10 protein-coding genes are annotated in these 12,925 nt (G+C 57.1%); 5 read left to right on the top strand and 5 right to left on the bottom strand.

Annotation, left to right across the window (positions count from 1 at the left end; genetic code table 11):
• Window positions 1-97: 97 nt before the first annotated feature.
• The 3 genes from ACR3EM_RS06120 to ACR3EM_RS06110 are packed head-to-tail and all read left to right on the top strand — an operon-like array spanning window position 98 to window position 1,673.
• Window positions 98-931 (top strand): hypothetical protein, encoded by an 834-nt coding sequence (locus tag ACR3EM_RS06120; protein WP_480469913.1) that lies wholly within the window; start codon window positions 98-100, stop codon window positions 929-931.
• Window positions 931-1,323 (top strand): cell division protein ZapA, encoded by a 393-nt coding sequence (locus ACR3EM_RS06115; RefSeq protein ID WP_480469912.1) that lies wholly within the window; start codon window positions 931-933, stop codon window positions 1,321-1,323. Before ACR3EM_RS06120 ends, ACR3EM_RS06115 begins: the two co-directional genes overlap by 1 nt.
• Entirely contained in the window at window positions 1,320-1,673 is a 354-nt protein-coding gene (locus tag ACR3EM_RS06110) for an MliC family protein (protein ID WP_480469911.1), read from the top strand. The genes ACR3EM_RS06115 and ACR3EM_RS06110 overlap by 4 nt, the downstream gene beginning before the upstream one ends.
• Before the next feature lies 1 nt (window position 1,674).
• On the opposite strand, the gene grxD is transcribed toward ACR3EM_RS06110, so the two are convergent.
• The 5 genes from grxD to ACR3EM_RS06085 all read right to left on the bottom strand — a co-directional run bounded on the left by grxD (window position 1,675) and on the right by ACR3EM_RS06085 (window position 8,374).
• On the bottom strand, window positions 1,675-2,037 hold the full coding sequence (gene grxD, locus ACR3EM_RS06105) for a Grx4 family monothiol glutaredoxin (RefSeq protein WP_480469910.1): 363 nt from the start codon (window positions 2,035-2,037) through the stop codon (window positions 1,675-1,677).
• 182 nt (window positions 2,038-2,219) lie between these two features.
• Window positions 2,220-2,456, bottom strand: coding sequence for a BolA/IbaG family iron-sulfur metabolism protein (locus tag ACR3EM_RS06100; RefSeq protein WP_039530494.1), 237 nt, complete (start codon window positions 2,454-2,456; stop codon window positions 2,220-2,222).
• A 146-nt stretch (window positions 2,457-2,602) separates the two neighbouring features.
• A complete protein-coding gene (gene purL, locus ACR3EM_RS06095) occupies window positions 2,603-4,762 on the bottom strand; it encodes a phosphoribosylformylglycinamidine synthase subunit PurL (protein ID WP_480469909.1) in 2,160 nt (719 codons plus the stop codon).
• 188 nt (window positions 4,763-4,950) lie between these two features.
• On the bottom strand, window positions 4,951-7,197 hold the full coding sequence (locus ACR3EM_RS06090; protein WP_480469908.1) for a mechanosensitive ion channel family protein: 2,247 nt from the start codon (window positions 7,195-7,197) through the stop codon (window positions 4,951-4,953).
• A gap of 268 nt (window positions 7,198-7,465) precedes the next feature.
• Window positions 7,466-8,374, bottom strand: a complete 909-nt coding sequence (locus ACR3EM_RS06085) for a LysR family transcriptional regulator (protein WP_480469907.1) — start codon at window positions 8,372-8,374, stop codon at window positions 7,466-7,468.
• 169 nt (window positions 8,375-8,543) lie between these two features.
• On the opposite strand from ACR3EM_RS06085, the gene ACR3EM_RS06080 reads away from it, so the two are divergent.
• Both ACR3EM_RS06080 and ACR3EM_RS06075 read left to right on the top strand, forming a co-directional pair.
• Window positions 8,544-11,963, top strand: a complete 3,420-nt coding sequence (locus tag ACR3EM_RS06080; protein WP_480469906.1) for an indolepyruvate ferredoxin oxidoreductase family protein — start codon at window positions 8,544-8,546, stop codon at window positions 11,961-11,963.
• 78 nt (window positions 11,964-12,041) lie between these two features.
• Window positions 12,042-12,920, top strand: coding sequence for a lysophospholipid acyltransferase family protein (locus ACR3EM_RS06075; RefSeq protein WP_480469905.1), 879 nt, complete (start codon window positions 12,042-12,044; stop codon window positions 12,918-12,920).
• Window positions 12,921-12,925 lie beyond the last annotated feature (5 nt).

Below are 12,925 nucleotides of genomic sequence, written 5' to 3'. Positions count from 1 at the left end.
TTTCTGTCACATTCCGTTAGACTAGGGGTTAGAGCCGCCACCCTTGATTCGGGCAGGCGCGCGACAGAGAGAACCTTGGTAAAGAGGTGACAGGGGCATGAGCCAGATCGAAGAACTACAACGCCGTATCATAACTGCGATGGAGCGGATCGGCAGCGGTGTCGAGTCGTTGCAAAATATTACTCCGACAGGGGGTGATGACGCAGCGATACGCGCCGCACTAGAAGAAGAGCGTTTGGCGAATGCGCAATTGGAAGAGCGGATCAAAACGCTCAAGGAACGCCATGCGCAGGAAATCGACGCAATGCGCGCTCAACCGCCCCAGAGCGACGAAACGGAAACGCTGCGCGTACAATTGGCCGAAGCCACATCCAAGCTGGCCACGGTTGAGGCCGCACGGGCCGAGTTGGCAGATGCAAAGGCTGCGCTTGAGAACAGCGACGAGGTTGCAACTCTGAAGGCAGAAATTGAAACGCTGAGTAGCTATCAAGGAGCGGCTGAAGAGGCCGAGTCTCTGCGCGCGGAAGTGGAGCAACTGACGCCGATTGCGGATCGTGCTGAAGAGATGGAAGCGGAACTCAGCCAGTTGCGTGCTGAGCTTGTTGACAGCGAACGCCTGACCGAACTCAACGCTGAGCTTGAGATGCTACGCGCGGAACGCGCCAGTCATGGTGCGGCAATGTCCCGGTTGGATGATGACCTTCAACGACTGCGCGGCGCGAACGAGCAATTGCGTACAGTTGTCGATGAACTCCGGGCCGCCGCCGAAGAAGGTGTGGCTGATGCGGAAATGCTGAACCGCGCGACGGCGGCAGAGCTTGAAGCAACCCGCGCTGCCCGGGCGTCTGACGCTGCTGAAGCGCATGCGGTGCTCGCACGACTTGAGCCGTTGTTATCCCACGCCAAACTGGCTGAAGGAGAGGTGGAATAATGCCCGAAGTAACCATTCATATCGGTGGCCGCGGCTTTGACGTTTCTTGCCAGGACGGGGAAGAAGCGTTTCTGCAGGCCGCAGCCAAGTTGTTGGACGATGAGGCGCAGGTGCTGTCGGATCAGATCGGGCGCATGCCTGAATCGCGTATGTTGCTGATGGCTGGCCTGATGTTGGCTGACAAGGCCGCAGCTCAGGACGATCGCGTGAAACTGGCCGAAGCGAAACTGGCCGAGGTTGAGGCAGAGCTCAACCGCCTGCGCAATATGCCTCAGCCTCAACCAGAGCGGATCGAAGTTGCGGTGGTACCGCCTTCGGTGACGGATACTCTGGCGGAAATGGCCGCGCGGGCGGAAGCTTTGGCGGCTGTTATTGAAGAGAAAACAGTATGATACGCCTGAAGTGCGTTTCTCTTTGCGCCTGTGCGCTATCGCTTTGGGCTCCAGCGGCGTTGGCAGAGATCGACATACTCACGGTGACGTTCTCATGTGAGAACGCCACGCAGGTACCAGTGGCCTACTTCAACGCTGCGGACGGAACAGGTGCCGCCGCAATGGTCATCGATGGCCAGTTGATAGCGATGCAGCAAACCGAAAGTGGGTCAGGCATACGCTATGAATCTGCCGGTGCGGACGGAACTTACACGTTGCGGTCCAAAGGGTGGGAAGCCACGATCAGCCATCAGGCCGAAGGCAGCACAGCCCCCGAACTGGTCTTGTTCAGGGACTGTAGCAGCCGATAAATCAGGCGTTTGCTTCGCGGATCTTGTCGGCGGCATCTTTGTTGTAGCCGACACCGTTTTCATCGAACAAAGTGTCCAGCTCGCCCGATAGCGTCATCTCGGTGATGATGTCGCAACCGCCGACAAATTCGCCTTTGACGTAGAGTTGAGGCACGGTCGGCCAGTCCGAATAGTCCTTGATGCCCTGACGTACCGCTTCATCTGCCAGAACGTTCACATCGGCATATTCGACGCCCATATAGTTCAGCACGCCCGCCACACGCGAGGAAAACCCGCACTGGGGCATTTCTTTGGTGCCTTTCATGTACAGCACCACGTCGTTGGCTTTGACAGTTTCGTCGATTTGGGATTTCACGTCGGTCATTTCGCGTTTCCTTGTCAATGGCGCCTAGTCGCGCCCATTCATACGTTCTAATCGTTCGTTCTCGGCCTGTACCTTGTTCACAAGGTCAACATTCGTTGCTTCCATGCCTAACGGAGGCTTACCTTCGGTCTTCGGTACTCTCCAACGAACTATGGCCGACAGAAGATCCCAAAACGTGGTTTTCATTCCGGTACTTTAGTGGTCAGCGCCAATGCGTGCAGCTCTCCATCTGGGCCGTCCATCTTGCCTTTCAAGGCCGCATAGACCGCGCGCTGCTGCTGGACGCGGTTCTTACCTCGAAAGCTTTCGTCCACGACCATGGCGGACATGTGTACGCCATCGCTGCCACCAACCTGGATTTCCGCATTGGGAAAGCTTTCGCGTAGCAGAGTTTCAATCTCGTGGGCGCTCATCGGCATGTAGGTTCACTCCTGAAGGTCTTTCCCAAGATGTAGAGCGATGCACCGGAGCGTGCAAGATGGGAGCGGTGCGGTAAAACAGCAAATCCTGCACGTAGGGCTACGTACAGGATTTGCTGATATGAACCTGTCGAAGGGTGCGCCGATCAGGCGACGGCCTCGGCAAAGCTGCTGCGGAAGGTATCGGTCAGCTCGGCCAGCGAAGCTTCGGAATTGCCGATCTTCACGCAGTCACCGGTGAAACGACCGACCGAAACCAGTGGAACACCGGCCTGACCGGCCGCAATCATCAGGGCCTCGGCCTGATCGAAGTTGCAAGCCACCAGATAGCGCGCCTGGTCTTCGCCAAACAGGAATTCGGTCGCGGCATCGTCGAGGCAGACGCCAACACCTGCAGCTTCGGCCAGTTCAAAGGCCGCCAAGGCAAGGCCGCCATCGCCCAAGTCGGTGCAAGCCTTGATCATCTGACGATTGGCTCGGATGAAGTCTCCGTTACGCTTTTCCGCGTCCAGATCAACCTGCGGTGCGTCACCGTCTTCGCGATTGAACACTTCGGCCAGCAGTGCGGATTGACCCAGATGACCTTTGGTTTCGCCGATCACCAGCGCCACATGACCCTCGCGGACTTCATTGCCGATGATGTCGTCTGAATGTGCCAGCAAGCCAACTGCGCCGATGGTCGGTGTAGGCAGGATCGCCTGACCGTCGGTTTCGTTATAAAGCGAGACATTGCCAGACACGATGGGCATGTCCAGCGCACCAACGGCAGCACCGATACCTTGAATCGCGCCGACGAACTGCCCCATGATCTCGGGCTTTTCGGGATTGCCGAAGTTCAGGTTGTCTGTGGTAGCCAGCGGTTTGGCACCAACAGCGGTCAGGTTGCGATAGGCCTCAGCCACCGCCTGCTTGCCGCCCTCAACCGGGTTGGCGCGGACATAGCGCGGAGTCACGTCGCTGGTGAAAGCCAGCACCTTGTCTGTGCCATGCACGCGGACCATTCCCGCGCCCAGACCCGGAGTGCGGGTGCTGTCGGCCATGACCATGGTGTCATATTGCTCATAGACCCATTGCTTGCCCGCGTAGTTGGGCGAAGCGAGCAGGGCGCGCAGGCCATCAATCGGGTCAATCTGAGGAACCTCGGCCAGCTCCTCAGCTGCGGGTGTGGGCTCCCATGGACGGTCATATTCTGGTGCGGTCGAGGACAGTTTGGACAGCACGAGATCGGCTTTGACTTCGCCATTGTGCATGATCAAGAAACGGTCCTCGGCGATCGTTTCGCCGACGATTGCAAAATCAAGGTCCCATTTCTCGAATACAGCGCGGGCCTCGGCCTCGAGCTCGGGCTTCAGCACCATCAGCATGCGTTCCTGAGATTCCGACAGCATCATCTCATATGCTGTCATGTTCTCTTCGCGCTGGGGTACGTTTTCCAGATCGAGACGCACGCCAAGGCCACCTTTGTCACCCATCTCAACGGCCGAACAGGTCAGGCCCGCAGCACCCATGTCCTGGATCGAGATCACGGCGCCGGTCTGCATCAGTTCCAGCGTGGCCTCCATCAGACGTTTTTCGGTGAAGGGGTCGCCGACCTGAACCGTGGGGCGTTTTTCCTCGATGGTATCGTCAAACTCGGCCGAGGCCATGGTCGCACCGCCCACGCCGTCACGGCCGGTTTTAGCGCCCAGATACACCACGGGCATGCCGACGCCGGATGCGGCCGAGTAGAAGATCTTATCGCTGTCGGCCAAACCAGCGGCAAACGCGTTCACCAGGCAGTTGCCATTGTATGCGGGGTGGAAGCGAACCTCGCCACCGACACAAGGTACGCCAAAGCAGTTGCCATAACCGCCGATACCTTCAACCACGCCATTCACCAATTGACGGGTCTTGTGGTGGGCGGGTTCGCCAAAGGACAGCGCATTCATCGATGCAATCGGGCGCGCGCCCATGGTGAAGACATCACGCAGGATACCACCCACGCCAGTCGCCGCGCCTTGATACGGTTCGATGTAGGAGGGGTGGTTGTGGCTTTCCATCTTGAACACCACGGCTTGGCCATCGCCGATATCGACCACGCCCGCATTCTCACCCGGGCCGCAGATCACCTGAGGGCCAGAGGTCGGCAGGGTGCGCAGCCACTTCTTGGACGATTTGTAGGAGCAGTGCTCGTTCCACATGGCCGAGAAAATGCCAAGCTCGGTGAAGGTCGGCTCGCGCCCGATGATCTCGAGGATCATGTCATATTCCTCGGGCTTGAGCCCGTGTGCGGCGATCAGATCGGGTGTGATTGCGGGCTCTTGCATCTTCTGTCCTGTGTCCAAGTGGGCCGAGATTGCGCGCCTTTTAGGGCAATGGGCCGCTTGAGGAAAGGGCCAAACCCGCGCAGGGGCATCAGAGAATGAAAAACGGAACCGACCATAAGACCGGTTCCGCGGTGAGTGTCCAAGTCATTTGCTTCAGCCAATGCCTGAGATTGGATGAAGCAAAGACATCAGGCCGGGTTTTGTCCTTTGTTGACCGTATCGGCCGCCGCAGCACCTACCGCTGCCTTTTGTTCTTCGCTCAGGTTCTCGGCCTCTTCCAGTCCGGGAATGGCGACGCGCACCTCGCGGCGGGCAAAGTCGATGCCGTTGGCGTTGAATTCAGCCTTCACGCGGTTGAAGATTTCCTTACGAAGCGTGAACTGCTTGCCCGGCTTGGCCATGAACTTGCCGCGGATGATCATGCCAACATCATCGAAGTCGAACACACCCTGAGATTTGAACGGCTGCAGAAAGCCATCCTTGTGAACCTCGTCTTGCATCATCTCGGCACCGATCTTCTTGAAGATTTTCTTTACCTTGTTGGGATCAGTGTCGAAGGGCACGGTGAATTTCAGCTTCATGATCACCCAGTCACGGCTGAAATTGGTCAGCTTCTGAATCTCGCCATAAGGGATCGTATGAACCGGGCCGCGATGGTGACGCAGTTGCATCGAACGGATTGAGATTTTCTCAACCGTACCCATAGTACCACCCACATCGACATATTCGCCGACCCGGAAGGCATCGTCGATCAGGAAGAAGATGCCGCCGACGATATCGGCAACCAGTTTCTGCGCACCAAAGCCGATGGCCAGACCCAGAACACCTGCGCCGGCCAGAAGCGGAGTAATGTTGATACCCAGCGCACCAAGGGCCAAAAGCCCGAAGATAACAGCAATCGTAACCTGCGCAGTGATCCGCAGCAGCGGCAGAACTGTGGCCAAGCGTGACCCGCCCGCACCGCCGCCTTCACCGCCGGCTTCTTCGTCTAGGGCTTCGGCTGCGGTCTGTTCCTTGGCCAGACGGCGATTGATCCACAACGAGACGACCTCGTTCATGATGTAGCCTATGGCGATGATCAGCAGGAACTCGATGATAGTTCCGCCCACCTCAGCGCTGACCCCGGCCGAGGCGACATGGCGCAGGTCCAATTGCCATGCGTTTGCAATCATGAAGACCACAAATAGCCCTGCAACCACGCGACCGATGCGGATATAGCTGCGCTTGGCCGACCGATACGCACGCTCGGCCAGCGGCCCTTCACCGGACATTGGCGGCTGCAGGTGACGGACCAATCCGCGTATCAGGGTATCAAGCGCCGGTGCGATCAGCAGCCAGAACATGGTGTTGAAATGCGCCCCGTTGACCAGCACGCGCATCACCGCAGGATCGCGTTGGGCAATCAGAAACTCAACCAGCAGCCAGATCACCACCGAGACGCCAATGGCGAAATAGGGGTAATAACGCGCGACCTCCTCGTCGAACCTGGTGTGGTCCGGGTCGGTGCCCAACATCATTTGGGACAACCCCTCGCGTGCAGTCCAGGCGATGACGCCGATATAGATATGGATCGCAGCGTTCAGCCAGAAGCCGATGCGGGTATCGTCACCGGTGACGCCATTAAGCGCGTTGAACCGGATGACGAACAGAGTGAAGCCGATCAGGATCAGCAGGCCGATTAGGTTGCGATGCAGGTATTTGGCCCAATGATCGTCAATATTGACCAGCCGGAATTGCGGTTTCTCAGGGGCCAGCACAAAGCGCGACGCGGCAGCCCCAAGGCGTGGCACCCAGATCAGATAGAACACAAACGGCGCGGCATAGGTGATCTGTTCAGTGGTCAACAGACCACGCCCGATGGCACGAATGACCACGTAGAACACGATCAGCCCGGCGATCTCGCGGCAGAAGCGGCGGAACAGGTATCGCACAGCGCCCCATAGGTCGGCTTCATCGGCGACCTCGGTCGCCTCGTGCCAGCGCCGGGTCAGGAAGATGAACAGTTTCTCGGCTATGAACCCTGCAATCAGCACCGATAGGACCAGCCCCATAAGCACAAAGACCCCAGTTGTCCCGAACGTATCCGAGAAATTGCTGAACGCGGTAATCTGTGCGGTCACGATATTGGGTAGCGTGGTCAGAACATGTGTCCAGGATGAAACCATTTCAGCCCAGATTTCGCTAATTTCCGTCAGCGGGTCGTCGACACTCGCTTTCTCTGCGGCCTGTTTTTCAGCAACCGCATCAAGGCGTTCCAATAGAATCGCGCGCACCTGATCGTCGGACATGCGTGCGACCAGGTCGTCTACCTGTTCGGGGGTAAGATCTTCAGGGATGGTGACCGTTGCCGTGGCGCCGGTATCTTGTGCATAAAGCGGAACCGCAAGAAACAATGCGGATACAATCGCCAGCACCAGGCGGAATGGATGGAACATAGATTTGCCCTCGAACACGAAATTTCTATCGTTTTCGGGATCATATGCTTATGCGTGCATTTTTCCCAGAAGTTTCGCAGACTTGATGCCGGGTATGACCAAAAAAAAGGCCGAGCACTAAGCTCGGCCGTAGTCCAACAGGGAGGTATGAAGATGATGAGCGTTACAGCATCACCGCCTTCGATTGCTCATTTAGGGATCACTTTATGAACGATCAAGGATTATTGGGGTCTTTAGACGTCATGCCCGCTATGCTTTTGGTGCATAGCTAAAGTTTGCCCAACTGCCGAAGCTGCTTGCGATGGGCGATGATCTCATCCTGAACGAAGTCACGAAATGCCGCTATCCGTTTGGAATGACGCAATTCTTCGGGGTAGGCGAGGTAAACGGGCACGTCCGCGCTTTCGATATCGGACAGGACCGGTACCAGATCAGGAAAGTCATCGGTCACATAATCGGGAAGTACGCCGATCCCGAGATCGTGTATCACCCCCTGAAGAACTCCGAAGTAGTTGTTTACCGTCATCAGCGAGGCAGGGTTGTAAGTCATCAGATGACGTACCATCGCCGCACTTGCTCCGACTTGGGGGGCCGAGGGTGTTTGGCAGATCAGCCGATGCTTTGAGATCTCCTCAAGCGTTCCGGGCGCGCCACCGTGGGTCTCAAGATAGGTCGGAGTTGCATAAAGCAGCATCTGAACGGTCATCAGCCGCTTTCTGACCAGATCGGCCTGGCTGGGCTCTTTCATGCGGATGGCGACATCCGCCTCGCGCATGGGCAGGTCCAGCACGCGTTCTTCCAGCATCAGGTCAATGTTCAGATCAGGATATTGCTCGTAGAGCTTCGGCAGGCGCGGGGCCAGCCAAAGAGTCCCGAAGCCAAAGGTGGTGGTCACACGCAGGACGCCGAAAACCTCATCCTCGCTGTCGCGAATGCGCGCCGCAGCCGCATCAAGGCGCTTGGACATGGTCGAGGTTGCATCAAAAAGCAGCTCACCCTGTTCCGTTAGAATCAGTCCGCGTGCGTGGCGGTGAAAAAGGGTCGCATCCAGCGATTCTTCGAGCGCCCGAATCTGACGGCTCACTGCAGATTGAGACAAATTAAGCTTGTCTCCTGCATGCGTGAGGCTGCCTGCATCCGCAACCGCATGAAATATTCTGAGCTTATCCCAATCCATCGCCGCAACTTTCGTTATCTTTGGGAAGCCCTATATGAAACACGTAACAAATTCCACAATCAAACCCGGAAATCGTTATGGAATAGGGTAAAATTACTATACAGGTCAGTAATTGTGACCTAAAATACACAAGAATGAAGCACACTAATCCGACGAGGGGAGACGTCTGATGAGTCAGCCAAAGATTTCGCTCAACGACCGCTTTGATCTGTCCAAAAGCCCGGTCCTACTGAACGGTACACAGGCGCTTGTGCGGCTTATGCTGATGCAAAAGGCGCGTGATACGCAGGCGGGATTGAACACGGCGGGTCTGGTCACCGGCTATCGGGGGTCACCTCTTGGCGCGGTTGATCTACAGATGTCCCGCGCAGAGAAGCAGCTGGCCGAAAGCGATGTCACATTTCAGTTCGGTTTGAACGAGGATCTGGCAGCAACTGCGTTGTGGGGTAGCCAGCAGGCGGGATTGCGTGGCGACGGGAAATTCGATGGTGTTTTTGGCCTCTGGTACGGGAAGGGCCCCGGCGTCGACCGATCCGGTGACGTGATGCGCCATGCCAATATGGCGGGCACGGCCAAGCATGGCGGTGTTTTGATGGCGATGGGCGATGACCACACGGGCGAAAGTTCGACCGTGTTGCATCAATCGGAATGGTCGCTGGTGGATATGTATATGCCCGTGGTCAGTCCCGCAGGTGTGCAAGAGATACTGGATTACGGCATCTACGGCTTCGCGCTCAGCCGGTTCGCAGGGGTTTGGGTCGGGCTGAAGACCATGAAGGACACGATTGAGGTGACCTCGGTCGTCGATGGCCGCCCGGATCGGATGCAACTGGTTACTCCTCAGTTCGATATGCCCGAAGGTGGTTTGAACATTCGGCTAGGCGACACGCCGCATCTTCAGGAAACGCGTGTGATCGACCACAAGCGCTTTGCGGCTGAGGTGTTCTCGCATGCCAACAAGCTGGACAAGCGTGTCTGGGGTAAGCCCGGCGCCAAGATCGGGTTTGTGGCGGCAGGCAAGAACTGGCTGGACTTGGCTCATGCGATGTCGCTGCTGAACATCAACGCGGAAGAAGCCGAGCGTCTGGGCATTACCACCTATAAGATCGGCCAGACATTCCCCTTGGATATGAAGGGTTTCCACGATTGGGCTGAAGGGCTGGACCTGATCGTGATCGTCGAGGAGAAACGCAAGCTGATCGAGGTGCAGGTCAAAGAGGCGATCTTCGATGACCGGCGCGGACGCCGTGTTTACGGCTGGTACAAGGGCGGGGCCGGCACGCTACATCGTGAAGAGCTTTTCCCGACACGTGGGGCGCTTGACCCGATCATGATCGCCGAGAAACTTGGCGAGATCCTGATCGAAGAAGGGCGCGACACGGATGGCGTGCGCGCCGGTCTGGAAGCACTTTCCGAGGCACGACGGGCTGATAACGCTCAGGAGATTGCTGCGCGTTTGCCATACTTCTGTTCAGGATGTCCGCATAACAGTTCGACCAAACTGCCAGAGGGTAGCCGGGCTTATGCAGGGATCGGTTGTCACTACATGGTGCAGTGGATGGATCGCGAAACCACCGGTTTCACGCAGATGGGCGGAGAAGGGGCGAATTGGATCGGCGAAGCTCCGTTTTCGACCACCGAACACGTGTTCCAGAACCTCGGAGACGGGACCTATAACCACTCGGGCGTGCAGGCGATCCGTGCGGCGCTGGCGGCTGGTACGAACATCACCTTCAAGATTCTCTATAACGACGCGGTTGCAATGACCGGTGGGCAAGAGAACGAAGGCGGGCTGAGCGCCGAACGTATCGTGGCCGAGGTCAAGGCGATGGGCGTCAGCAATGTGGCCGTTGTCTATGACGAAAAGGAAGATGTGAATTTCACCGCCTTACCCTCAGGCGTTGAGACCTTCGAGCGTGCCAAGTTGATGCAGGTTCAGGAAAAGTTCCGTGAAATAGAGGGGGTATCGGTTATTGTTTATGTCCAAACCTGCGCTGCCGAAAAGCGCAGGCGGCGTAAACGCGGCACGTTCCCGGATCCCGATAAGCGGGTGTTTATCAACACTGACATTTGTGAAGGTTGCGGAGACTGTGGTGTTCAGTCGAATTGCGTATCCATTGTTCCCAAAGAGACTGAACTTGGCCGCAAACGGGCGATTGATCAGTCAAGCTGCAACAAAGATTTCTCATGCCTGAACGGATTCTGCCCGTCGTTCGTGACCGTTGAAGGTGCGAAAATCCGGAAGGAAGCAACAACAGAGCTAGACCTGCCGGACCTGCCGGACCCTGTACTACCGCAGATCGATGGCACCCATAACGTGGTGATCACGGGTGTTGGCGGAACCGGCGTCGTCACGATTGGTGCGATTCTTGCACAGGCAGCGCAGATTGACGGTAAAGGCGCCGGAATGATGGAGATGGCAGGCCTCGCGCAGAAGGGCGGTGCCGTTCATATCCACTGTCGCCTGGCCAACCGACCCGAGGACATCAGCGCCATTCGTGTCGCCACGGGTGAAGCGGATGCGCTAATTGGTGGTGATCTGGTGGTTTCTGCAGGGGCTAAAACGCTGGGTCTTACGCAGACCGGTCGAACCGGGGCAGTGGTGAACAGTCATGAGATCATCACCGGCGACTTTACCCGTGATACCGAATTCACGATCCCCAGCGATCAGCTGCAGCTTGCCCTTCAGGCGCGACTGAAGGACGGAGTGGCCCTGTTTGATGCCACAGATCTGGCGCGCGCCGTGATGGGGGATTCGATTTATTCCAACATGATGATCTTCGGCGCGGCTTGGCAGCGTGGTTTGTTGCCGATCAGCCATCAGGCGATCGTCGAGGCGATTGAGCTGAATGGCGCAGCGGTTGAACGCAATAAACGGGCGTTTGAGGTCGGTCGCTGGGCGGTGACCCATCCCGAAGAGGCAGCCGGTATTTTGCGCCCGAATGTGGCGGAGCTGCCAAAGACACTCGATCAGGTGATTGATTTCCGCGCTGCGCATCTGACCGACTATCAGAGCAAGCGATTGGCGAAGCGCTATCGCAAACTGGTTGAAAGCGTCAATGATCAAAAAGTCCGTGAGGCAATAGCCAAGGGTTACCATAAACTCTTGTCGTACAAGGATGAATACGAGGTCGCACGGTTGCTGCTCGACAGTCGCCAGAAGGCGGAAGCCGAGTTTGACGGTGACTTCAAGATGACCTTCCACCTTGCGCCTCCGACTTTGGGAACGAAGGGTGAGAACGGGCGTCCGGCCAAGAAGGCGTTCGGTGAGTGGTTTCTGGGGCCGTTTAAGATACTCGCAAAGCTGAAAGGCCTGCGTGGCACGCCTCTGGATATCTTTGGGTACACGGCAGAGCGCAAAATGGAGCGCGCTTTGATCCGCCAGTATGAAAAAGACATGAAAGAGGTTCTGCCCAAACTGACGCCTGAGACCAATGATGCGATCGCTGCGCTTGCCGCTCTGCCGCTGGACATTCGTGGCTTTGGCCCGGTGCTGGTGGCAAACGAAGCCAAGGCCGCAAAACGACGCGAGGAATTGCTGGCTGTCATCCGCGATGGTGGGCCAGAACTGCAGGCTGCGGCAGAGTAAAGCTTCACAAGCCTGTCACGTAAGCTATGCAAAATGGCGATCCGGCCTTATCTAGGCGGCAGCAATCCGGAGTAGCCAATGCCTTCGCGCCATCACGTCGCCCGTGACATATCCTACGCCCACTCCGCAGAAACGCGGGGCGGGCGGATGATGATCAAGCTGATGGAGAACACAACCGGCCGCATGCGCCTGATCCGGCGCGCCGATGGGTACGAGCAAGAGGTCGCACAGGGGCGTGATTTCTGGTCCGTAATGGTGGATCGCTATGGTCTGACATTGGACGTGGTCGGTGGCGCGCTGTCGAACATTCCTCAGGATGGGCCGCTGATTCTAATTGCCAACCATCCCTATGGCATTTTGGATGGGCTGATGATGGGACATATCCTGTCCCAGGCGCGCGGAGATTTTCGCATTCTGGCAAATCGTGTTTTCCGTAAAGCCGAGGATATCAATCGCATCATCCTTCCGATCTCGTTCGATGAGACGAAAGAGGCGATGAAGCTGAACCTTGAGACCAGAAAGACCGCTTTGAACTATCTGAGCGAAGGTGGTGCCATTGGGATTTTCCCGGGTGGTACAGTCAGCACTGCGGTCAAGCCATTTGCCCATCCGATGGATCCTGGCTGGCGCGGATTTACCGCGCGGATGGTTGCCAAATCCAACGCGACTGTGGTGCCTCTGTTTTTTGACGGCCACACCTCGCGCCTGTTCCAGATCGCCAGTCATTTGCACAACACGTTGCGGATGGGTTTGCTGATCAAAGAGTTTAAGAAGCGCGTCGATACCCCGGTTCGTGTTGTTGTTGGTGAGCCTATCGGGCGCGACATTCTGGACCCACTGGGCAAGGATACGCGCAAGATGATGGATTTCCTGCGCAAAGCCACGTATGAGCTGTCTCCAGAGCCGCTGAAGTCTTATGACTATGGCTATGAATTCGAGGAACGGCATCGCGCCTGAAGGGG

Source organism: Ruegeria sp. AH3 (assembly GCF_056536265.1).
The sequence above is the reverse complement of the archived record's forward strand: the minus strand, read 5'-3'. Positions and strand labels throughout refer to the sequence as shown.

Excerpts from the sequence above, each read along its gene's own strand:
- ACR3EM_RS06120 (WP_480469913.1), top strand. The coding sequence starts at position 98 with ATGAGCCAGATCGAAGAACTACAACGCCGTATCATAACTGCGATGGAG.
- ACR3EM_RS06115 (WP_480469912.1), top strand. The coding sequence starts at position 931 with ATGCCCGAAGTAACCATTCATATCGGTGGCCGCGGCTTTGACGTTTCT.
- ACR3EM_RS06110 (WP_480469911.1), top strand. The coding sequence starts at position 1,320 with ATGATACGCCTGAAGTGCGTTTCTCTTTGCGCCTGTGCGCTATCGCTT.
- grxD (WP_480469910.1), bottom strand. The coding sequence starts at position 2,037 with ATGACCGACGTGAAATCCCAAATCGACGAAACTGTCAAAGCCAACGAC.
- ACR3EM_RS06100 (WP_039530494.1), bottom strand. The coding sequence starts at position 2,456 with ATGCCGATGAGCGCCCACGAGATTGAAACTCTGCTACGCGAAAGCTTT.
- purL (WP_480469909.1), bottom strand. The coding sequence starts at position 4,762 with ATGCAAGAGCCCGCAATCACACCCGATCTGATCGCCGCACACGGGCTC.
- ACR3EM_RS06090 (WP_480469908.1), bottom strand. The coding sequence starts at position 7,197 with ATGTTCCATCCATTCCGCCTGGTGCTGGCGATTGTATCCGCATTGTTT.
- ACR3EM_RS06085 (WP_480469907.1), bottom strand. The coding sequence starts at position 8,374 with ATGGATTGGGATAAGCTCAGAATATTTCATGCGGTTGCGGATGCAGGC.
- ACR3EM_RS06080 (WP_480469906.1), top strand. The coding sequence starts at position 8,544 with ATGAGTCAGCCAAAGATTTCGCTCAACGACCGCTTTGATCTGTCCAAA.
- ACR3EM_RS06075 (WP_480469905.1), top strand. The coding sequence starts at position 12,042 with ATGCCTTCGCGCCATCACGTCGCCCGTGACATATCCTACGCCCACTCC.